Annotated in this window: 20 protein-coding genes and 2 pseudogenes; 13 read left to right on the top strand and 9 right to left on the bottom strand. The window is 39.6% G+C overall.

What is annotated here, in order from left to right; translation table 11 throughout:
* Nucleotides 1–66 precede the first annotated feature (66 nt).
* From HMPREF9957_RS06755 to HMPREF9957_RS06730, 6 genes are all read left to right on the top strand, one after another.
* Nucleotides 67–1,026 carry a ribose-phosphate diphosphokinase gene (locus tag HMPREF9957_RS06755; RefSeq protein ID WP_001283820.1) on the top strand — a complete coding sequence of 320 codons (960 nt, stop codon included), beginning with the start codon at nt 67–69 and terminating at the stop codon, nt 1,024–1,026.
* A gap of 9 nt (nt 1,027–1,035) precedes the next feature.
* Nucleotides 1,036–2,151 carry a cysteine desulfurase family protein gene (locus HMPREF9957_RS06750; RefSeq protein WP_000639648.1) on the top strand — a complete coding sequence of 372 codons (1,116 nt, stop codon included), beginning with the start codon at nt 1,036–1,038 and terminating at the stop codon, nt 2,149–2,151.
* Nucleotides 2,152–2,155: 4 nt separating this feature from the next.
* Nucleotides 2,156–2,503, top strand: a complete 348-nt coding sequence (locus tag HMPREF9957_RS06745; protein WP_000863540.1) for a DUF1831 domain-containing protein — start codon at nt 2,156–2,158, stop codon at nt 2,501–2,503.
* A 7-nt stretch (nt 2,504–2,510) separates the two neighbouring features.
* Nucleotides 2,511–2,726, top strand: a complete 216-nt coding sequence (locus HMPREF9957_RS06740; protein WP_000462489.1) for a DUF4649 family protein — start codon at nt 2,511–2,513, stop codon at nt 2,724–2,726.
* 82 nt (nt 2,727–2,808) lie between these two features.
* On the top strand, nt 2,809–3,450 hold the full coding sequence (locus tag HMPREF9957_RS06735) for a redox-sensing transcriptional repressor Rex (protein ID WP_000653414.1): 642 nt from the start codon (nt 2,809–2,811) through the stop codon (nt 3,448–3,450).
* A gap of 17 nt (nt 3,451–3,467) precedes the next feature.
* Entirely contained in the window at nt 3,468–4,157 is a 690-nt protein-coding gene (locus tag HMPREF9957_RS06730; protein WP_000743344.1) for a gamma-glutamyl-gamma-aminobutyrate hydrolase family protein, read from the top strand.
* On the opposite strand, the gene radC is transcribed toward HMPREF9957_RS06730, so the two are convergent.
* The 5 genes from radC to HMPREF9957_RS06705 all read right to left on the bottom strand — a co-directional run bounded on the left by radC (nt 4,154) and on the right by HMPREF9957_RS06705 (nt 11,806).
* Nucleotides 4,154–4,834, bottom strand: a complete 681-nt coding sequence (gene radC / locus HMPREF9957_RS06725; protein WP_000286926.1) for a RadC family protein — start codon at nt 4,832–4,834, stop codon at nt 4,154–4,156. The genes HMPREF9957_RS06730 and radC overlap by 4 nt on opposite strands.
* A 42-nt stretch (nt 4,835–4,876) precedes the next feature.
* A complete protein-coding gene (pcrA, locus tag HMPREF9957_RS06720) occupies nt 4,877–7,168 on the bottom strand; it encodes a DNA helicase PcrA (protein ID WP_000992843.1) in 2,292 nt (763 codons plus the stop codon).
* A gap of 158 nt (nt 7,169–7,326) precedes the next feature.
* Nucleotides 7,327–8,997 carry a formate--tetrahydrofolate ligase gene (locus tag HMPREF9957_RS06715; RefSeq protein WP_000845261.1) on the bottom strand — a complete coding sequence of 557 codons (1,671 nt, stop codon included), beginning with the start codon at nt 8,995–8,997 and terminating at the stop codon, nt 7,327–7,329.
* A 174-nt stretch (nt 8,998–9,171) separates the two neighbouring features.
* Nucleotides 9,172–10,647, bottom strand: a complete 1,476-nt coding sequence (locus HMPREF9957_RS06710; RefSeq protein ID WP_000248004.1) for a hypothetical protein — start codon at nt 10,645–10,647, stop codon at nt 9,172–9,174.
* Nucleotides 10,640–11,806, bottom strand: a complete 1,167-nt coding sequence (locus HMPREF9957_RS06705; protein ID WP_001008806.1) for a hypothetical protein — start codon at nt 11,804–11,806, stop codon at nt 10,640–10,642. Before HMPREF9957_RS06705 ends, HMPREF9957_RS06710 begins: the two co-directional genes overlap by 8 nt.
* A gap of 135 nt (nt 11,807–11,941) precedes the next feature.
* Here HMPREF9957_RS06705 and coaB point away from each other — a divergent pair, with 135 nt between their 5' ends.
* The 5 genes from coaB (at nt 11,942) to HMPREF9957_RS06680 (ending at nt 14,974) form a co-directional block, all read left to right on the top strand.
* Nucleotides 11,942–12,631: a phosphopantothenate--cysteine ligase gene (gene coaB / locus HMPREF9957_RS06700; protein ID WP_000699487.1), complete on the top strand. Its 690-nt coding sequence runs from the start codon at nt 11,942–11,944 to the stop codon at nt 12,629–12,631.
* Nucleotides 12,632–12,642: 11 nt separating this feature from the next.
* Nucleotides 12,643–13,194: a phosphopantothenoylcysteine decarboxylase gene (gene coaC / locus HMPREF9957_RS06695; RefSeq protein ID WP_000940140.1), complete on the top strand. Its 552-nt coding sequence runs from the start codon at nt 12,643–12,645 to the stop codon at nt 13,192–13,194.
* Entirely contained in the window at nt 13,178–13,741 is a 564-nt protein-coding gene (locus HMPREF9957_RS06690; RefSeq protein WP_000747412.1) for an ECF transporter S component, read from the top strand. The genes coaC and HMPREF9957_RS06690 overlap by 17 nt, the downstream gene beginning before the upstream one ends.
* 173 nt (nt 13,742–13,914) lie before the next feature.
* Entirely contained in the window at nt 13,915–14,442 is a 528-nt protein-coding gene (locus tag HMPREF9957_RS06685; protein ID WP_001097396.1) for an ECF transporter S component, read from the top strand.
* Nucleotides 14,443–14,458: 16 nt separating this feature from the next.
* Nucleotides 14,459–14,974 carry a transcription repressor NadR gene (locus HMPREF9957_RS06680; RefSeq protein WP_000159187.1) on the top strand — a complete coding sequence of 172 codons (516 nt, stop codon included), beginning with the start codon at nt 14,459–14,461 and terminating at the stop codon, nt 14,972–14,974.
* Here the strand turns inward: HMPREF9957_RS06680 and HMPREF9957_RS12595 are convergent.
* A pseudogene (locus HMPREF9957_RS12595) lies at nt 14,971–15,072 on the bottom strand (DNA mismatch repair protein MutT); the annotation flags it as partial. The gene HMPREF9957_RS06680 and the pseudogene HMPREF9957_RS12595 overlap by 4 nt on opposite strands.
* A 183-nt stretch (nt 15,073–15,255) precedes the next feature.
* Nucleotides 15,256–19,764, bottom strand: a complete 4,509-nt coding sequence (locus HMPREF9957_RS06675) for a DUF1542 domain-containing protein (protein WP_001232322.1) — start codon at nt 19,762–19,764, stop codon at nt 15,256–15,258.
* A gap of 350 nt (nt 19,765–20,114) precedes the next feature.
* On the opposite strand from HMPREF9957_RS06675, the gene HMPREF9957_RS06670 reads away from it, so the two are divergent.
* Nucleotides 20,115–21,371: an ISL3 family transposase gene (locus HMPREF9957_RS06670; protein ID WP_000436309.1), complete on the top strand. Its 1,257-nt coding sequence runs from the start codon at nt 20,115–20,117 to the stop codon at nt 21,369–21,371.
* A gap of 58 nt (nt 21,372–21,429) precedes the next feature.
* Nucleotides 21,430–21,507 (top strand): annotated as a pseudogene (locus HMPREF9957_RS13070) (DNA-binding transcriptional regulator); the annotation flags it as partial.
* Here HMPREF9957_RS13070 and HMPREF9957_RS06665 read toward each other — a convergent pair.
* Both HMPREF9957_RS06665 and HMPREF9957_RS06660 read right to left on the bottom strand, forming a co-directional pair.
* A complete protein-coding gene (locus HMPREF9957_RS06665; protein ID WP_000091553.1) occupies nt 21,504–21,971 on the bottom strand; it encodes an 8-oxo-dGTP diphosphatase in 468 nt (155 codons plus the stop codon). The pseudogene HMPREF9957_RS13070 and the gene HMPREF9957_RS06665 overlap by 4 nt on opposite strands.
* Before the next feature lie 75 nt (nt 21,972–22,046).
* Entirely contained in the window at nt 22,047–22,532 is a 486-nt protein-coding gene (locus HMPREF9957_RS06660) for a GNAT family N-acetyltransferase (RefSeq protein WP_000219329.1), read from the bottom strand.
* Between the last annotated feature and the right edge of the window lie 14 nt (nt 22,533–22,546).

Here is a 22,546-nt window from a genome sequence, read left to right as displayed (position 1 = left end):
ATCCTAGTTCATATATGTAAGGCAGATATAACTAGGTTTTATAAAGTTTACAGAGGACGGTCTACAATGTCAGATAGAAAAAACATGAAACTTTTCGCACTCAACTCTAACCAAGAGATTGCACAGAAAATTGCTCAAGCTGTTGGTGTCCCACTTGGAAAACTATCGTCACGTCAATTTTCAGACGGAGAAATCCAAGTGAATATCGAAGAAAGTGTCCGTGGTTATGATGTTTACATCATCCAATCAACAAGTTTCCCTGTTAACAACCACCTAATGGAATTGTTGATCATGGTTGATGCTTGTGTGCGTGCAAGTGCCCACAGTATCAACGTTGTCCTTCCATATTTTGGCTATGCACGTCAAGACCGCATTGCTTCACCACGTGAGCCACTTACAGCAAAACTAGTTGCCAATATGCTGGTTAAGGCTGGGGTTGATCGTATCCTGACTCTTGATTTACATGCCGTTCAGGTTCAAGGTTTCTTTGATATTCCTGTCGATAATCTTTTCACAGTGCCCCTATTCGCAAAACATTACTGCGATAAGGGTCTACTTGGGTCAGATGTTGTTGTCGTCAGCCCTAAAAATTCAGGTGTAAAGCGTGCTCGTAGCCTGGCTGAATATCTTGATGCTCCTATCGCCATTATCGATTACCCTCAAGACGATGCAACTCGCAACGAAGGTTATATTATCGGTGATGTTGAAGGTAAGAAAGCCATCTTAATTGACGATATTCTGAATACAGGACGTACCTTCTCTGAAGCTTCTAAAATCGTTGAACGTGAAGGAGCTACAGAAATTTATGCTGTTTCTAGCCACGGTCTCTTCGTTGAAGGTGCTGCTGAACTTCTTGATAATACTAATATTAAAGAAATTCTTGTGACTGATTCAGTAGCAACAAAAGAAAAAACTCCTAAAAACGTATGCTACATCACTGCTAGTGAGTTAATTGGTGATGCCATCGTCCGTATCCACGAAAGAAAACCAGTCAGCCCACTCTTTGCCTACAACAAAAAGAAATAAGGTGATTCTTTGATTTATTTGGACAATGCTGCAACGACTCCTATGTCAGCAGTTGCTATTTCAGCTATGACCAAGGTTTTACAAGAAACCCATGGCAATCCTTCTAGTATTCATGGTCATGGTCGTCAAGCTGGTAAACTCTTACGAGAAGCCCGTCAGGAACTGGCTCAGTTACTGGGGACAAAACCTCAACATATCTTTTTCACTTCTGGTGGGACTGAAGGCAACAATACTGCCATCATTGGCTACTGCCTTCGTCACCAAGAACAAGGAAAACATATCATCACAACTGCCATCGAGCACCATGCCGTCCTTGAAACCATTGATTACTTGGTTCAACACTTTGGTTTTGAAGCAACCATTATCCAACTAGAAAATCAAGAAATCACAGCCCAACAAATTCAAAAGGCTTTACGTGACGATACGATTTTGGTTTCTACCATGTTTGCCAATAATGAGACAGGAAACCTACTTCCCATTGCTGAAATTGGCCAAATACTCAAGCAACACCCTGCTGCATATCATGTCGACGCAGTTCAAGCTATTGGTAAAATACCAATTCACCCCGAAGAATTGGGCATTGATTTTATCACTGCTTCTGCCCATAAATTCCATGGTCCTAAGGGAATCGGCTTTCTCTACGCATCTAGCATGGATTTTGATTCCTATCTACATGGCGGAGACCAAGAACAAAAGAAACGTGCAGGGACTGAAAATCTGGCTGCCATCGTGGGTATGGTTGCAGCCCTAAAAGAAGACCTCGAAAAACAAGAAGAACATTTTCAACATGTACAAAATCTAGAGACTGCCTTTCTTGCAGAGCTAGAAGGAATTCAGTATTACCTGAATAGAGGACAACATCATCTCCCTTATGTTCTCAATATTGGATTTCCTGGTCAGAAAAATGACCTCTTACTCCTTCGTCTAGATTTAGCTGGAATTTCAATCTCTACTGGCTCAGCCTGTACGGCAGGCATTGTCCAATCCAGCCATGTTCTCGAAGCCATGTACGGGGCAAATTCAGAACGCTTGAAGGAATCCGTTCGTATCAGTTTGTCGCCACAAAATACTGTTGAAGAACTACAAACCCTCGCAAAAACCTTAAAAGAAATTATCGGAGGTTAGCCATATGGCATTTGAAAAAACCATTCAGTTAAAAAATTGTCGTTACGACTACACTCTTAGCCCTTCTGTTAAAAAATTTACCCTCAAGGACAACACCTTTTTTGAGACTAAGGTTGGTAACTATGAATTGACTCGCCTTTTGGAAAAAGTTCCAAACAGTGGTGAAGGCTTCCAACTCAAAATCATCATTAACAAGGAACTTACAGGGGCTAAAATCAATATCACTGACAAGTTTGGTCTTCGTCTAGTTGATATTTTCAAATCAGAAGACCACCACATTCATCAGGAAAAATTCTACTTCCTCATGGATAGCTTAGTAGAACGTGGTGTCTTTACAAAATCTGAAAGATAGGTCCCATATGTTTGAACTGACCTATAAGGACAACTATCATGTAGAGCGTACACTCAAGTATGAGGATTATGAGGCACTCATGCTGGCTTTGTCAGGATGTGTGACCCTACCAGATACACTTTATGTAACTTCTCTGACTTTTAATGGCCAGAAAGTTTATCAGGGTCTGGTCGGAGACCTCTACCGTTTTCTATCACATGCAGATTTTTTACATCAAAACTAAGATTTTTCTTAGTTTTTTCTTGTTTTTGTTGATTTTTTCACAATGTTTCTATAAAATAGAAGAATAGAAAGGTTGTGATTTTGTGAAAGATAAACAGTCTGCTATTCCAAAAGCTACAGCAAAAAGACTCTCCCTATACTATCGAATTTTTAAGAGATTTCATGCAGAAAAGATTGAACGTGCCAACTCTAAGCAAATTGCAGAGGCTATCGGTATTGATTCAGCGACCGTACGTCGTGATTTTTCCTATTTTGGTGAACTAGGTCGTCGTGGTTTTGGCTATGATGTCAAAAAACTCATGACATTTTTTGCCGATTTGCTCAATGATAACTCCATTACCAATGTCATGCTGGTAGGTATTGGAAATATGGGTCATGCCCTTCTTCACTATCGCTTCCATGAGCGCAACAAGATGAAGATTATCATGGCCTTTGACCTTGATGACCATCCTGAAGTTGGTAGCCAAACTCCTGATGGGATTCCCATTTACGGAATTTCTCAAATCAAGGATAAAATCAAGGATGCCGATGTCAAGACTGCTATCCTGACCGTTCCCAGCGTTAAATCACAAGAGGTCGCTAATCTCTTGGTGGATGCTGGCGTGAAAGGAATTCTCAGTTTTTCACCAGTCCATCTGCATTTACCAAAAGACGTGGTCGTTCAGTATGTCGATTTGACAAGTGAACTCCAAACCCTCCTCTATTTCATGCGAAAAGAGGATTAGAAAGCGAAAATCATTTTATGAAAAAACCAGTTATAGGGATTACAGGAAACGAAAAAACTCATCCAGATGATGACATCATGATGAGCTACGCAGCAAAAGGCTTTGTTGAAGGCGTTAAAGACGCTGGAGGGATTCCCATCATCCTACCGATTGGTAATCAAGAAATGGCCTGCCACTATATCAGTATGATTGACAAGCTCATCTTGACAGGTGGGCAAAATGTTGATCCAAAATTCTATGGTGAACCAAAAGCGATCGATAGCGATGACTTCCACCTTCAAAGGGATATCTTTGAACTGGCCCTCATCAAGGAAGCTATTAAACAGAAAAAGCCAATTTTTTCTGTCTGCCGTGGAACTCAACTCTTTAACGTTGCCATGGGTGGAACTTTGTACCAAGATATCGAAGACCATTGGCAGGATTGTTCTGCTGAGTACACAACTCAACGCTTGGTGACAGAACCTGATACTGTTCTTCGAGAAATCTATGGAGAAATCTCCCATATCAACTCCTTCCACCATCAGAGCATTAAGGATTTAGCACCAAATTTAAAGATTGCGGCTCATGATCCTAAAGATGGTATCATTGAGGCTGTCATGAGTACGGATGATGTTGCCTTTCTCGGTGTCCAATGGCACCCAGAATTTCTATTTGAAAATCGTCCCAAAGATAAAAACCTCTTTGACTATGTCGTTAATGAACTTTAGATTAAATCTGTTTTTTCACGGTAACTAAAGTAACTAGAATGTGAGACAATCAAATGGTCCAAGAGGACAATTCCCATCAGATCGCAGGCTTCTTTAACAAGTTTAGTGACATGATCATCATTTCGACTGGGCGCTACCGCTCCTGAAGGATGATTGTGAACCAAGATGAGAGAAGTCGCCATATGCTTGATAGCATAGTGAAGGATCTCTCGCGGTTCAGCGATACTACGAGTTGCAGAACCGATAAAAATGGTCTGTTGATGGATGATTTGATTTTGAGTATTGAGATAGAGCGCCACCAGGTGCTCTTGTTTTTTATCCCCCAATTCCTGTTGCATCTTCTTGGCCAACTTTTGACTGCTGAGAATACTTTCCATCTCAATAGTCTCATGCTTGTGAATACGATGGCCCAGTTCAATCATAGCTTGTAATTCTATGGCCTTAACACGGCCGATACCAGACAGACTCTGCAATTCCTGCAGGGTCATTTTTTTCAAATCCGTTAGGCTTGAAAGATTGCTCAAGACTTTCTGGGCAATTTCAAAAACGCTAGCTTGACGTGTTCCTGTCCTGAGTAAAATAGCTAGCAACTCTTGATTACTGAGCGCTTCAACTCCTTCCTTGGCCAGTCTTTCTCTTGGTAATAGTGAATCTTCTTGGAATGAAATACTATACATAAAAATCCTCCTCACTTTATTATTCGTGAGAAGGATGGAAAATTAGATTTTTTTCTCAATTGGAGCCACACTGGCTAAAAGTTTTTTCAGGCCAACTTCTGGGAAATTGATTTTCAATTCCTGCGTAGCACCGCTACCTGAAACTTCCAGAACGGTTCCCTCCCCCCACTTCTTGTGGAGGGCAATATCACCAATAGACCAAATTGCCTCACTAGACGCTGATTTTGCACCAGCTGTAAATTGACCAAATGGGAGACCGCTTGACTGGATAGATTTTGGGGCTGCACTGCGTTTACGATCTTGAAGAGCCTGGGCAAGACTCATACCTTGACCGAAGGCAAGACCACCACTACTATAAGACGCCTTAAAGCTTGTATTTGCTGGGCGCGCCAATCCTTGATACTCAAGCAAGTCTGAACTGATTTCGTTAATAAAACGAGTCGGACGGTTGTAGTTGGTACGACCGAAAAGCAGGCGCGAGTTGGCATTGGTCAGATAGAGAATTTTCTCTGCACGCGTAATTCCTACATAGGCTAGACGGCGCTCTTCTTCTAGTTCATCTTGATCTTCAGCTGCACGGCTAAGCGGAAAGACATTTTCTTCCATCCCAATCAAAAAGACAACTGGAAACTCGAGACCTTTGGCAGCATGCAGGGTCATCAAGATCACTTCTGATGTCTCCTGACTACCTGAATCTGTGTCGGCAATCAAGGCCAAGTCATTTAAGAAACGACTCAGTTTGTCCAGACCAGTTTCCTCTTCTGACACATCAGAGGTGTCATCAAAGTTCTTCGTCACAGAGAGGAACTCCTCGATGTTTTCTACCCGAGCCTTGCTTTCTAAGGTCGCTTGGGCATTAAGAATATCGACGTATCCTGTTTTTTCAAGGACAGACTCAACCAACTCAGTAATGCTTAAATGGTCCAGTTGCTCCCGCAAATCCAGAATCATATTGGCAAAATCCCAGATAGATTGAGCTGCCTTACCCTTGATTCCAGACAACATAATATTTGCAGAAGCATCTAGCATGGACATATTTTGCATATTGGCAAAATCACGGATTTTCTCAACTGTACCTGGCCCAATTCCACGTTTCGGTTCGTTGATAATACGTTCAAAACTAATATTGTCACTCAAATTGGCAATAAGGTTGAGGTAGGCAATAATATCACGAATTTCCTTACGGCTGTAGAACTTAGTTCCTCCGACCATTGTATAAGGGATGTTGGACTTGAGAAGGGCTTCTTCAATAGTACGGGACTGGGCATTAGTCCGATAGAGAACTGCAAAATCCTTGTGAAGGAAGTTTTGACTGCGACCAAGTTCATCAATAGTTTTAGCCACAAATACAGCCTCATCCAGCTCATCATCGGCACGATAGTAAACGATTTGCTCCCCATCAGCGTTTTGGGTCCAGAGATTCTTAGGACGGCGGTTTTTATTATTTTTAATAACCTCATTGGCCGCTTGGAGAATGGTTTTGGTTGAACGATAATTCTCCTCCAACAAAACAACCTTGGCTTGGGGATAATCTTTCTCGAAATCCAAAATATTCTGCATATCAGCACCACGCCAACCGTAGATAGACTGGTCCGCATCCCCAACCACACAGATGTTTTTAAAGCGGGAAGCTAAGAGTTTGACCAGTTGGTACTGGGCATGGTTGGTATCTTGGTATTCATCAACGTGAATGTATTGAAACTTCTGCTGGTAGTAGGTCAAGACATCAGGATTTTGATCAAAGAGACGCAGGGTCAGCATAATCAAATCATCAAAGTCAACTGACTCTGACTGACGAAGCTCTTTTTGATAAGACGTGTAACACTGGGCCACGATTTGCGTATACATATCGCCAGCTTGGGCAGCATAGGCAACATCATCAATCAAATCATTCTTAGCATTGGAAATGGTCCCCAAAATAGTTCGTTCATTCCATTTTTTAGGATCCAAGTTCAACTGCTTGAGAATGCGTTTCATGAGAGTTCGCTGTTCACCGGGATCCACAATAGTAAAATTACGGTTGTAGCCAATATGATCCGCATCACGACGCAAAATACGCACACACATGGAGTGGAAGGTCGCAATCAGACAGTCCTGAGTGGCTGGATTAAGGTTATAAGCACGCTCTTTCATCTCACGCGCAGCCTTATTTGTAAAGGTAATAGCCAAGATATTCCAAGGATTAACCAGCTTTTCATCAATCAAATAAGCGATACGGTGGGTCAAAACACGAGTCTTTCCAGAACCAGCCCCTGCCATGATCAACAAGGGACCTTCTGTCGTTTGCACCGCCTCAGCCTGACGGTCATTCATTCCATTTAATAATGCGTTCATCTTCTCTTCCTTACTCTTGAAGTCAATATTTCTATTATATCAGAATTCAAGGAAAATATCTTTACCTAGACTGGTTACGTGTAGAAGGTAACTCCTTATATCTAGATAAAAATGAGCTTGGATATTATTTCCAAACTCATTTGAATTCAATTTAACTATTAGAACAAGCCTAATACTGTTCCATCGCTTTCAACATCCATGTTGAGGGCTGCTGGTCGTTTTGGAAGTCCTGGCATGGTCATGACATCACCAGTTAAGGCAACGATGAAGCCTGCACCTAATTTTGGCACCAATTCACGAATGGTAATTTCAAAGTTTTCAGGTGCTCCAAGTGCATTTGGATTGTCTGAGAAGCTATACTGGGTCTTAGCCATACAGATTGGCAATTTGTCCCAACCGTTTTGAACGATTTGAGCGATTTGTGTTTGAGCTTTCTTCTCAAAGTTCACTTTGCTACCACGGTAGATTTCAGTAACAATCTTTTCAATCTTTTCTTGGACAGAAAGGCCATTGTCATACAAACGTTTATAGTTAGCTGGGGTTTCAGCGATAGTTTTGACAACTGTTTCGGCAAGTGCTACTCCACCTTCTGCACCATCAGCCCAGACACTAGCCAATTCAACTGGTACATCGATTGAGGCACAGAGCTCTTTCAAGGCTGCGATTTCAGCTTCTGTATCAGAGACAAATTCGTTAATAGCTACGACTGCAGGTACTCCAAATTTACGGATATTTTCAACATGGCGTTTCAAGTTAGCAAAACCAGCACGAACTGCCTCCACATTTTCCTCTGTCAGAGCATCTTTAGCCACGCCACCATTCATCTTAAGGGCACGAAGGGTTGCGACGATAACTACTGCATCTGGAGATGTTGGCAAGTTTGGTGTCTTGATATCAAGGAATTTCTCAGCACCAAGGTCTGCACCAAAACCAGCTTCAGTAACTGTGTAATCAGCCAAGTGAAGGGCTGTAGTCGTTGCCAAGACAGAGTTACATCCGTGAGCAATATTGGCAAATGGACCACCATGTACAAAGGCAGGTGTACCGTAAATTGTCTGAACCAGGTTCGGTTTAATAGCATCCTTCAAAATCAAAGCCAAGGCACCTTCAACCTGCAAATCACCTACAGAAACTGGTGTACGGTCGTAACGATAACCAATAACGATATTCGCCAAACGGCGTTTCAAATCTTCAATATCAGTCGCCAAGCAAAGAATAGCCATGATTTCAGAAGCGACGGTAATGTCAAAGCCATCCTCACGTGGAATACCATTTAGAGGGCCACCAAGTCCAACGGTCACATGGCGAAGAGCACGGTCGTTCAAGTCCACAACACGTTTCCAGAGTATACGACGTTGGTCAATTCCCAACTCATTTCCTTGGTGTAAGTGGTTGTCAATCAAAGCAGAAAGAGCATTGTTGGCAGTCGTAATGGCATGCATGTCCCCAGTAAAGTGAAGGTTAATGTCTTCCATTGGCAGAACTTGAGCGTAACCACCACCAGCGGCACCACCCTTAATCCCCATTACTGGACCAAGAGATGGTTCGCGGATTGCAATCATAGTTTTCTTGCCGATTTTGTTTAATGCATCTGCAAGACCAATGGTAATGGTTGATTTTCCTTCACCTGCAGGTGTTGGGTTGATGGCAGTAACCAGAATCAATTTCCCAACTGGATTGCTCTCAACTGCACGAATTTTATCAAAGCTAAGCTTAGCCTTGTACTTTCCATACAACTCCAAATCATCGTAAGAAATGCCCAGTTTCTCTACAACATCAACGATTGGCTTCAACTCAATACTCTGTGCGATTTCAATATCTGTTTTCATTCAAAACTCCTCTAACCTCTTTTATGATAATTCATTATAACACAAAACAAGATTTTTAACATCCGAAAACTCTCTAAACGTTCGTAAATATCCCTGTTTTTAAGGTTTTTAGAGCCCTTTCTTAAATTTTATATGGCTTTATAGTTTGAAACTATAGAATAATGAAAAAATAATTTAGTCAAGAAAATAGCTGTCAATTTCAGATAAATTATGTAAAATTCTTGTGTTTTCAATTTCTAGTTTTTCTGCCAACTCAATAGAATATTCAAAACTAAGTTTAGTGTTTAACGATAAATCAAACGAGTAATCTTGTAATTCACCCAGTTTTTTATATTTTTCTATGATTTCATTATAAATAGCAAGATAATGCTTATCTAATATTTTTATGTAATTATTCAGATTTTCCTGGTAGTCTTGAATGATTTTTTGTTCGCTATCATTTAATATTCCCTTCCCTATTTCCCAAATGATTGAGCTGGCTATTGAACCTACTACAGAACCTAGAACTGGTATAGGAATCATTGCTTGACCAATACAAGCACCAATTGTTGCAAAGGAAGCATCCATTACATTTAATGTCAAAAGATTCATAAATTCATCTTGGGTTATTTCTGTAGATCTATACTTTAGAACAATGTCTATCATTCCATAAGTTGCCGTAACTAAAGCACTAGCATTTGGAGCACTAATTCCCAAGACATTTGTTAATCCGTAAATGGAATACCCAGATATTGCACCCTTTACAACTCCTTCAACTGTATGCAATCCACAATCTAACCAATCTGATTGTTCGAATTCAAAAATACTTTTTCCTTCTTTATGTTTTCCATACACGCTCGACATCAAAGCTAAACCACCCTGTAAAAAAGCTGCGTTTCTTGCAATCTTATTAGCTTCTTTTAAATTTGGTAATGCATGTTTTTGGGCTACTAATCTTTTTTTATTTAATTCTTGTTGTTTCAGTTTGACTGTTTTATAAATATTTTTCTGTTCAGAGTCCAATAGAGAGTTAATTGAATTCTTTTGAGCGTCTTTATAATCTAGAGCAGAGGATTTCATCCAAGATTTGTATGAAGTAAGTCCCTTGCTTTCAGTGATATCATTAATCATTTGGCGTATATCCGTAATTTGTTTAATAGATAATCTCTTGCCATTAAATTCGACTTCTTTTGCTCCAGCCATTATTTTTTCAAATACTTGAACGTGATCTTTTGGAAACATCATTTTCATTTTTGTATTGTAAAAAAATGATTGTTCTAATTCATCACGTAAATTATTATAAAACTTCATTTGAATGGTATTTCTACCAATTAATAAATCGGCTGGTCCATTGTCATTCAATACTTTAACTATTGGTTTTAATCCCTCAATTGCTCTCCTTGCATTTACAATTCCTGCTTCTGCAAACTCTGCTATAAAACCATGTACCCCACGATCACCGCCACGATTTTTAACAATAACATCTTCTATATTATCTTTAGCATAATCTAAAATTTTAGAGGCATTATCCTTGTTTAAGATGACATTGCGAGCTTCATCTTCTATCATTTTCATAGCAATTTGTAAGTCTTGAATTCTTAAATTATTTAAGCAATTGACATATGCTCCAATACCTTGGTTAAATGCTTGATTAAAAATTTGATTAACCATTTATTTTAATTTCCTTATTTATCATAGCTGTCAGTGATAGTGTTGAATTCACTAAATTACCTGCTTTATATTTTTCATCTTCAGTAAATAAGCTATAGTCCATTCCAGTTAAAGATAAATTGGCTAAATAAATTCCTTCTGTTTGTTTTTCAGTTAATTCTATTAATTCCGTAACTTCTATTACTTTTTCTTTAAGTTGTCTAGCCAACAATTCTACCTTTTTCTGTTCCTCTATAGCCTCTTTTGCAACTTCTTCATTTTTCCTATTAGCTACTACACCAGCGCCTACAGAAGCGGTCAACATAACGCCTGCAATTCCCCAACCGACAGGACCAGCCAAAGCTAAAAATGCGTTACCTGCGGCCACTCCACCGCCACCGGCTGCTACACTTCCACCACCTAACCAAGCCAGAGCAGCGCTATTTGCTGCAGCACCTGTCAAACTTGAAATTGCAGTACCTGTTGATGCAACACCAAATGTAGTTGCAACACCCATAGCGGCAGTAGGACCTAAAGTTGCAACTGTTACTCCTAATGCACTAAGAGAAGCCGTAGCCGCTGTACTACCACTTGCTAATTCAGCTTCCTTAATTGACTGTGAAATAGCAATTTGCTTATCTTCAAAATTCTGAATTTCAACATCAATTTCTTCTAATTTTGTTTCAAACTCTTTTGGCTTATTTGCTAGCTTACTAATTCTTTCTTCAATAATTTTTACAACTTTGACCGCTTTTTCCCTAACCTGATAGAGTTCTGTTGATTTATTAGCCAAATTATCAGCTTCATCGTTATACAATCTTATAGATTCTTTATATCCCTCGACAGCTTCTTGTCTAAGTTTAGAATTAAAGAGGTCAACAGCATCAATTTGTTCTTTCGTATTATTCGCTATTTTACCTGCTTCATTAAAAGTTTCCGATGAAGCTTTAGTTACATGTTCTACCACATCACTAGCTACCCCAATAGCTTTTTCAGAAACATCTGTGATAACATCGCCAACCTGACTTGAAACATCTTCTATAACTTTTACAGACTCTGTAATAGCTTCTCCAGTATATTTACCTGCTTCATTTAATACTTTACTGGTAGCAGATCCAGCATCATTCAATACCTTACTAGCTTCTTTTGCAAAATTGTCAGCAAATTTAAAAAAATTCATTCAGCATTCTCCTTATTGCATATATTTCTATTATCCTATAAACAGGAGAGATTGTCAAAATCGACCATATATTAATTTACTCAATTTTTATCGCTTTCATTTTACTTACCGTTTATTTTTGTGTACAATAGTGCTATGAAAATTTTAGTTACATCGGGCGGTACCAGTGAAGCTATCGATAGCGTCCGCTCTATCACTAACCATTCTACAGGTCACTTGGGGAAAATCATCACAGAAACCTTGCTTGCTGCAGGACATGAAGTTTGTTTAATGACTACAAAACGAGCTGTGAAGCCAGAACCCCATCCCAACCTAAGTATTCGAGAAATTAACAATACCAAGGACCTTCTACTGGAATTGCAAGAACGTATTCAGGATTATCAGATTTTGATTCACTCAATGGCTGTTTCTGACTACACTCCTGTTTATATGACGGGGCTTGAGGAGATTCAGGCTAGCTCTAATTTGGAAGAATTTTTAAGCAAGCAGAATCATCAAGCTAAGATTTCTTCAACTGACGAGGTTCAGGTTTTATTCCTAAAAAAGACTCCAAAAATCATCTCTCTAGTCAAGGAATGGAATCCTGCTATTCATCTGATTGGTTTCAAACTGCTGGTTGATGTTAACGAAGATCATCTGGTTGACATTGCTAGAAAAAGTCTTATCAAGAACCAAGCAGACTTGATTATCGCAAATGACCTGACTCAAATCTCAGCGAACCAGCATCGTGCTATCTTTGTTGAGAAAGATTATCTTCAAATGGTTAACACTAAAGAAGAAATTGCAGAACTCCTCCTTGAAAAAATTCAAGCCTACCATTCATAGAAAGGAAAGCTATGGCACATATTCTCTTGGCTGTAACGGGCTCAATCGCCTCTTATAAGTCGGCAGATTTAGTCAGTTCTCTAAAAAAACAAGGCCATCAAGTCACTGTTTTAATGACTCAGGCTGCTACAGAGTTTATCCAACCTTTGACACTACAGGTACTCTCACAGAATCCTGTCCATCTAGATGTCATGAAGGAACCCTATCCTGATCAAGTCAATCATATCGAACTTGGAAAAAAGGCAGATTTATTTATCGTGGCCCCTGCAACTGCTAACACTATCGCAAAACTAGCCCTTGGTTTTGCGGACAACATGGTGACCAGTACAGCTTTAGCCTTGCCAAGTCATATTCCCAAACTAATAGCTCCTGCTATGAATACAAAAATGTATGACCATCCTGCAACTCAGGCTAATCTGAAAACATTAGAAGCCTACGGCTATCAGCTGATTGCTCCAAAGGAATCCCTACTAGCTTGTGGAGACCACGGACGAGGAGCTTTAGCCGACCTCACAATTATTTTAGAAAGAATAAAGGAAACTCTCGATGAAAAAACGCTCTAATATTGCACCCATTGCTATCTTTTTTGCAACCATGCTCGTGATACACTTTCTGAGCTCACTTATCTTTAACCTTTTTCCATTCCCAATCAAACCGACTATCGTTCATATTCCTGTCATTATTGCCAGTATTATTTACGGTCCACGCGTTGGGGTTACACTTGGATTTTTGATGGGGCTACTTAGTTTGACGGTTAATACAATTACTATCCTTCCAACAAGTTATCTCTTCTCTCCTTTCGTTCCAAACGGAAACATCTACTCAGCTATCATAGCTATCGTCCCACGTATTTTGATTGGTTTAACCCCTTATCTAGTCTATAAACTGATGAAAAATAAAACTGGTCTTATTTTAGCTGGTGCCCTTGGTTCACTTACCAACACAGTCTTTGTACTTGGTGGCATTTTCTACCTTTTTGGAAATGTTTTTGATGGTAATATCCAAAAACTCCTAGCAACTGTTATCTCAACAAATTCGATTGCTGAATTAGTTATTTCCGCAGTTCTGACCTTAGCTATTGTTCCAAGATTACAAACATTGAAGAAATAAAAATAATCTCCGCTTTCAACCCTGAAGGTGGAGATTTTGTTTGAAGTAGTTTCTTTTTAGTAAAATCTTTAGCAATATTTATCTTAAAGGCCCTATAAACCTAAGTAAATCCTTGCTTTATTGTCTTGTTTATTGTACTATACTAGTGTATATACAATTAAAAGGAGATTCTTATGAATACACGGAAAAAGACACAATTTATGACAATGACTGCCCTCTTAACGGCTATTGCAATTTTGATTCCGATTGTGATGCCTTTTAAGATTGTCATTCCACCTGCTTCTTACACTTTGGGAAGTCACATCGCTATTTTTATTGCCATGTTCTTGTCGCCCTTGATGGCAGTTTTTGTCATCTTAGCCTCTAGTTTTGGTTTTTTGATGGCTGGCTATCCCATGGTGATTGTTTTTCGAGCTTTTTCCCATATCTTTTTTGGGACTTTGGGAGCTCTTTACCTACAAAAATTCCCCGATACTCTTGATAAACCAAAATCTTCCTGGATTTTTAACTTTGTTTTAGCGCTTATCCATGCTCTTGCTGAAGTATTAGCCTGTGTCGTTTTTTACGCTACTTCTGGTACCAATGTAGAAAATATGTTTTATGTCCTATTTGTACTAGTTGGATTTGGCACAATTATCCATAGTATGGTAGACTATACATTAGCACTAGCTGTCTATAAAGTGCTTCGAAAACGCCGTTAAGTTAAAGGGAAGAACTATGACAAAAGATCGCAAACAAGCCCTGCTCCAACTCTTGAAAGAAGCTCCTAAAGCCCTCAATGGCCAAAGTTTAGCTGAACATTTTCATGTTACACGCCAGGTCATTGTACAGGACATTGCAATTTTGAGAGCCGATGGCGCTCCTATCCTATCCACTAATCGTGGCTACGTCTATAAGCAAATTGATACCAATCCTTATGTTCACAAACTTTTCAAAGTGAAACATGAAGTTGAAGAAATCGGTCAAGAACTTCTAGCTATCGTAGATAATGGTGGACGTGTTCAAAATACCTTAATTGACCATCCCGTTTATGGAGAAATTGAAACCTTGCTTAAATTGTCTTGTCGCCGAGATGTCCAACATTTTCTAGAACAAGTCGAGCGTTCAGACTTTAGACCTCTGTCTGAATTGACAGATGGCATCCATTACCACCTAGTCGAAGCCGAAACACAACAAGACCTCCACTATATCGAGGAGGCCTTGGATCAGCTCGGTTATTTGGTAAAGGATTAGAAAATTTTCTTGACCCAGCCATCTTCTGTACGGTGGTGATAGAAAAACTCTGATTTGTCAGGAGCTTTCATCATTTCCATCAAGGGAAACATATCATAGAAGATGGGGAAAGTATTTAAAATTAAATTGACTTTCTTAACAGATTTGTTCACATCTTATTTCAATATATTATAAAAACAAAATCTCCACTTTCAAACCTGAAGGTGGAGATTTTGTTTTAAGATAATTATTCGATTATTACAAATCTGATAGCTGTTTCAATTATCAAGTAAATATACCGCTTAGCCCTCTTTATCCTCTTTACGACGACCTCCTACAAGACCTAAGCTAAGTAAAGCACTTGTAATTGCAACTGGAATAGCTAACGTTGATTTTGCTGTACCAGTATTAGGCAATGCTTTGGCTGTCGCTTTAACATCGTCTAGATTTCCAACAGTGTGCACCGCTTTGATAGCCGCTACTCCAGCTGTTTTGGCTGCTTCTACTTTATCCGCATCATCTGCTGCTGTAATCTTAGCCTCTTCTGCTGCTTTCGTAGTATCAACGGCTTTTTCTTTCTCTGCACGTTGGGCTGCGGTTAAGCTCTTATCACCTGCGATTTCCGCTTTTTCTGCTTTCGCTGCCGATTCTAGTGATGCTTTTGCTGCTGCCTTGACATCATCTAGGCTTCCAACTGTATGCACTGCTTTAATAGCCGCTACCCCAGCTGTTTTGGCTGTTGATACTTTGTCCGCATCATCCGCTGCTGTAATCTTAGCTTCTTCTGCTGCTTTCGTATCATCAACGGCTTTTTCTTTCTCTGCACGTTGGGCTGCTGTTAAGCTCTTATCACCTGCGATTTCTGCTTTTTCTTCTGCCGCTGCCGACTCTAGTGATGCTTTTGCTGCGTTTTTAACTGCATTTAAATCACCTGCTGTATGAACTGCTTTAATAGCTGCCACTCCAGCTGTTTTGGCTGTTGATACTTTGTCCGCATCATCCGCTGCTGTAATCTTAGCTTCTTCTGCTGCTTTCGTATCATCAACGGCTTTTTCTTTCTCTGCACGTTGGGCTGCTGTTAAGCTCTTATCGCCTGCGATTTCTGCTTTTTCTTCTGCCGCTGCTGTCGCTAACTCTGCTTTCGCTGCTGCCTTGACATCATCTAGACTTCCAACTGTATGCACTGCTTTAATAGCTGCCACTCCAGCTGTTTTGGCTGTTGATACTTTGTCCGCATCATCCGCTGCTGTAATCTTAGCTTCTTCTGCTGCTTTCGTATCATCAACGGCTTTTTCTTTCTCTGCACGTTGGGCTGCTGTTAAGCTCTTATCGCCTGCGATTTCTGCTTTTTCTTCTGCCGCTGCGGTCGCTAAGTCTGCTTTCGCTGCGTTTTTAACTGCATTTAAATCGCCTGCTGTATGTACTGCTTTAATAGCTGTCACTCCAGCTGTTTTGGCTGCTTCTACTTTGTCCGCATCATCTGCTGCTGTAATCTTAGCCTCTTCTGCTGCTTTCGTATCATCAACGGCTTTTTCTTTCTCTGCACGTTGGGCTGCTGTTAAGCTCTTATCGCCTGCGATTTCTGCTTTTTCTTCTGCCGCTGCAGATTCTAGTGATGCTTTTGCTGCTGCCTTGACATCATCTAGACTTCCAACTGTATGAACTGCTTTTATAGCTGTCACTCCAGCTGTTTTGGCTGCTTCTACCTTGTCCGCATCATCTGCTGCTGTGATTTTTGCTTCTTCTGCTGCTTTCGTAGTATCAACGGCCTTTTCTTTCTCTGCACGTTGGGCTGCTGTTAAGCTCTTATCGCCTGCGATTTCTGCTTTTTCTTCTGCCGCTGCCGATTCTAGTGATGCTTTGGCTGCTGCTTTAAGGTCATCTAGGCTTCCAACTGTATGAACTGCTTTTATAGCTGCCACTCCAGCTGTTTTGGCTGCTTCTACTTTGTCCGCATCATCTGCTGCTGTGATTTTTACTTCTTCTTCTGCTTTCTTATCATCAACGGCTTTTTCTTTCTCTGCACGTTGGGCTGTTGTTAAGCTCTTATCGCCTGCGATTTCTGCTTTTTCTTCTGCCGCTGCCGATTCTAGTGATGCTTTTGCTGCTGCCTTGACATCATCTAGACTTCCAACTGTATGCACTGCTTTAATAGCTGTCACTCCAGCTGTTTTGGCTGCTTCTACTTTGTCCGCATCATCTGCTGCTGTAATTTTAGCCTCTTCTGCTGCTTTCGTATCATCAACGGCTTTTTCTTTCTCTGCACGTTGGGCTGCTGTTAAGCTCTTATCTCCTGCGATTTCTGCTTTTTCTTCTGCCGCTGCTGTCGCTAACTCTGCTTTCGCTTGACGTTTCACTTCTGCTAGATCGCCTGGTGTATGTACACCTTCAATTGCTGTCTTCGCAGTTTCTTTCGCTTGTGCGACTTTATCTGCGTTATCTACTGACGCTTCATCGATAGCTTGTTCACCTTGAGTTTTCTTAGTATTAACATCTTGTACTTTTACTGTTTTCTCTGTAGCTGTTAAACTGTTATCTCCGTTAATAGCGTCGATTTCTGCTTGAGCAATTCTTCCTAGCTCTGCTTTGGCATTAGATTTTACAGTTGCTAGATTTCCTGGTGTATGTACACCTTCAATTGCTGTCTTCGCAGTTTCTTTCGCTTGTGCGACTTTATCTGCGTTATCTACTGACGCTTCATCGATAGCTTGTTCACCTTGAGTTTTCTTAGTATTAACATCTTGTACCTTAGCTGTCTTCTCTGTAGCTGTTAAACTGTTATCTCCGTTAATAGCGTCGATTTCTGCTTGAGCAATTCTTCCTAGCTCTGCTTTGGCATTAGATTTTACAGTTGCTAAGTCACCTGGGGTGTGGACACCTTCAATGGCTGTCTTCGCAGCTTCTTTCGCTTGTGCGACTTTATCTGCGTTATCTACTGACGCTTCATCGATGGCTTGTTCTCCTTGAGTTTTCTTAGCATTAACATCTTGTACCTTAGCTGTCTTCTCTGTAGTTGTTAAACTGTTATCTCCGTTAATAGCGGCGATCTCTGCTTGAGCAATTCTACCTAATTCAGCTTTGGCATTAGATTTTACAGTTGCTAAGTCACCTGGGGTGTGGACACCTTCAATGGCTGTCTTCGCAGCTTCTTTCGCTTGTGCGACTTTATCTGAGTTATCTACTGACGCTTCATCGATAGCTTGTTCACCTTGAGTTTTCTTAGTATTAACATCTTGTACCTTAGCTGTCTTCTCTGTAGCTGTTAAACTGTTATCTCCGTTAATAGCGGCGATCTCTGCTTGAGCAATTCTACCTAATTCAGCTTTGGCATTAGATTTTTCTGCACCAAGATCAAATGCTGGTTTAGGGGCTTTAGGTATTATTACTGCATCACTCATATCCGACGACACTTCACTTACTGTAAAAGTGTTACCATAAGCATCTCTAGGAGGTATACCTCCTTTAGCAATATTTTTAACAGTAATTATATCATGTTCTCTTAATGGAGCTGTTGGAGTCCAAGTTGCAATACCTCTCGTAGCTTCTACAGTAGCTTGTTTTTGATTGTTAAGATAAAATTCTGCTTTACTTACAGTTGCATCAGCTACTCTTGCTGTAACAACTGGGCTCTTTCCTTCAGCATGTTCTAAATCAGCAACACTTACTGTAGGTTTTTTAGGTTTTACAGTTATTGGAATTTTTAAAGTTGCTCTTTCCGAATTATTATTTTTATTATTTAAAATATGTACATGTAAATCATACGTCCCAATCATATCATTAGGTATTATTCCTACTAATTTTAGATTAAGACCACCTTCAAAAGGTCCGATTCCATCACTTGCTTTTCTGGTATAATCAAGCCTAGGACCAACATTAGGCGTTGAAGTAAATCCTATATCTCTTCTATTAATAGCATTAGTATCATATTTTACTTTGATGATAACGTTTTTCCCGTATCCTAATTCGTCTCCAGCTACTAAACTAGACAAACTTGTGCCGCTTGTTTCATAGCTGAAATTTGCATTGTTTGGAGCTGCCCTAAACCCACTACCTTCAGGCAGCGTAGTCCCGTTCAAACTATGATTATGCCCTGCAATATTTGTGCCATTTGGTTCAGTATTTTCCGCCTTTATTCCTACTGTTGCTTTACCATTTGTTGTATCTTGTTTAGGAGTGAGTTCTCCTTTTGGTTTAGGTACACGTTTTAAACCAGCGTTTTTATATCCAACCAAGGCATTATAAGCAAGATCAATTTCTTTTTGAGTTTTTGCATTAACAAGTACTTCTTTTGCTTTCGCAACTTTTTCTTGCAATACTTTAACAGTATCTTCTGTATAGTCCTTTAAGTTTAATTGATCAATTTCTTTTAGAAGAGATTCCAATTTATCTTTATTAACAACCACTTCCTCTTCTTTGCCATTTGTTTCGACTTTATTGATTTCCTCCGTCTGATTAGCAGGAATCATATCTTTATCAGATACTTTAATCTCATTTGCACCTTGAGCATTAGAGCCAGCTCCATCTTCCTTGTTAGATGTTTCCGCTGCAGGCTCAGGAGCTACGATTTCCTTATTCCCCTCAGTTTCTAGAGATTTCTCTAGAGGAACTCCCTCTGTCAAATCCGTAACACCAGCATTTACCTTTTCAGTATTAGCCGTAGCAGGTGATACTGGTAAAGTGTCTGCCTTAACCGCACCATTAGCAAAAAACATTAATGCTGCAACGGCAACACTTGCTGCACCAAAATGGTACTTACGAATAGAATAACGGAATACCTTTTCTCCGTTCACTTCTCGATTTGATTTTCTCATCTAATCGCCTCTTTCTTATTTTTATTTTTGAGGTACTAAAAAATACCCCCCCTTAAATATTTTAGCAATTTAAAGAAAGGATACATTTTTTAATTTTGGGTACCACACTGTTTTAAAAACATAGTACACTTTCTATTTTACATCTTTCTCAGAAAAATTAACAGCATAAGCATATATTTTGTCTAATTCAATTAGCATTTAATTTTAGCGAGTATAGATATTTTTTCGGCTCTATAATATTTGTAGTGGGTAAATCCCTATAGATATTATGGAGCCTATTTTAGGGTAGAAAAAAAGTCCCATATGACCTATAATGAAAAGCGATCAAACAACTCATTAGAAAGAATCATATGGAACAATTACATTTTATCACAAAACTACTAGACATTAAAGACCCTAATATTCAAATTATAGATATCATCAATAGGGATACACACAAAGAAATCATCGCTAAACTGGACTACGATGCTCCATCTTGTCCTTATTGTGGAAGTCAAATGAAAAAATATGACTTTCAAAAACCTTCTAAGATTCCTTACCTCAAAACGACTGGTATGCCTACTAGAATTCTCCTTAGAAAACGCCGTTTTAAGTGCTATCAGTGCTCGAAAATGATGGTCGCCGAGACCTCACTCGTCAAGAAGAATCATCAAATTCCTCGTATTATCAACCAAAAAATTGCGCAAAAATTGATTGAAAAGTCTTCTATGACCGATATTGCTCATCAGCTGGCTATTTCAACTTCAACTGTCATTCGAAAGCTCAATGATTTCCACTTTAAGCATGATTTTTCTCGTCTTCCTGAGATTATGTCCTGGGACGAGTATGCCTTTACTAAGGGAAAGATGAGTTTTATTGCACAAGATTTTGATAATCTCAACATCATCACTGTTCTTGAGGGTAGAACACAAGCTGTCATTCGTGATCACTTTCTTAAATATGATAGAGCCGTCCGATGTCGAGTGAAAATCATTACTATGGATCTGTTTAGTCCCTACTATGCCTTAGCTAAACAGCTTTTCCCATGTGCTAAAATCGTTCTAGATCGTTTCCATATTATCCAACATCTCAGCCGTGCTATAAGTCGTGTCCGTGTTCAAATCATGAATCAGTTCGATCGAAAATCCCATGAATACAAAGCCATCAAACGTTACTGGAAGCTCATTCAACAAGATAGTCGTAAACTCAGTGATAAGCGATTTTATCGCCCTACTTTTCGTATGCACTTAACCAATAAAGAGATTCTTGACAAGCTTTTGAGCTATTCAGAAGACTTGAAACACCACTATAATCTCTATCAGCTCTTGCTTTTTCACTTTCAGAATAAGGAACCAGAGAAATTTTTCGGACTCATTGAGGACAATCTTAAGCTGGCTCATCCTCTTTTTCAGACTGTTTTTAAAACCTTTATCAAGGACAAAGAGAAAATTGTCAACGCTCTTCAACTACCCTATTCTAACGCAAAATTGGAAGCCACTAATAATCTCATCAAGCTTATCAAGCGCAATGCCTTTGGTTTTCGGAACTTTGAAAACTTCAAAAAACGGATTTTTATCGCTCTGAACATCAAAAAAGAAAGGACGAAATTTGTCCTTTCTCGAGCTTAGCTTTTCTTCAACCCACTACAGTTGACAAAGAGCCATTTTTTCCTAATCTTCTACTACTATTAGACAGGAAACACAACAAGACCTCCGCTATATCGAGGAGGCCTTGAATCAACTTGGTTATTTGGTAAAGGATTAGAAAATTTTCTTTTCCCAATCGTCTTCTGTACGGCGAGGGTAGAAAAATTCAGATTTGTCCGGAGCTTCCATCATCTCCATCAAAGGTAGCATATCATAGGCCAGATCCAAGTTTGGAATCTGGTCTTTTTGCACCCAAGAAACTTCTCCCTCTTCTGAAGAGCGAAGGGTACCTGAGAACTCAGTCGCCTTATAACAAACGACAATATAGCGCCCACCTGTATCTAGTGGCCAATTTTTAATGCCGACAAGTTGAGGATTTTGGATAGTCAACCCTGTTTCTTCATAGATTTCACGAATGACAGACTCCGCGAAAGACTCGCCGTTTTCTACATGACCTCCTGGAAAGGCATAACCTGACCAGCGATTGGTTTCAGGAGAGCGATACTGCATAACCACGCGCTGAGTTTCGAGGTCTTCAATCAGACAGATATTTGTTAAAATCGTTAATTGGGAACGGGACATAAATTTACTCGCTTTCTAATTTATTACATTTTCAGACTTGTACCAGTGCCATTAGCTTCTACTTTTTAAAATTATTTAGAGATAGAATACCATCCGTTTTTCCTTTATAGGCTTTCCAAGTTCAAGGATTTTTTCTTGGCCATCAAAAGTAAAACCCATTTTTTGATAGAAAGCAATGGCGCGCTTATTATCTTTCAATACCCATAAGAAAATTTCAGAAAAATGATTAAGAGCAGTCAAAGCTGCTTTCACTAACTTTTGTGCGATACCTTTTCCATAATAGTCTTTTAAAACATATAAAGCAATAATTTCACCAGCTTGAATAGTCTCATCACGAAAGTTGCCATAACTTATAAAACCAACTACCTTCACACCATCCATCGCAATCAATGTATTTTCTGGATACTTTTGACTAAAGAATCGACATCTTTCTAATGTCATTGTCTCCTGAAATTCTACAGGCAAAAGGTCCTCATAAGCTTCTCTCCACGCTTTCCAGTGAACATGGGATTTACCTTCTATCTCTTCAGGAGTTTCCATTGATTTGATAACAACCGTCATTTACTTTCTTCTCC

It is taken from the genome of Streptococcus mitis SK1080, assembly GCF_000220085.1.
Taxonomy (GTDB): domain Bacteria; phylum Bacillota; class Bacilli; order Lactobacillales; family Streptococcaceae; genus Streptococcus; species Streptococcus mitis_K.
Note: the sequence above shows the minus strand (reverse complement) of the source record. Positions and strands in the feature narration are given on the sequence as shown.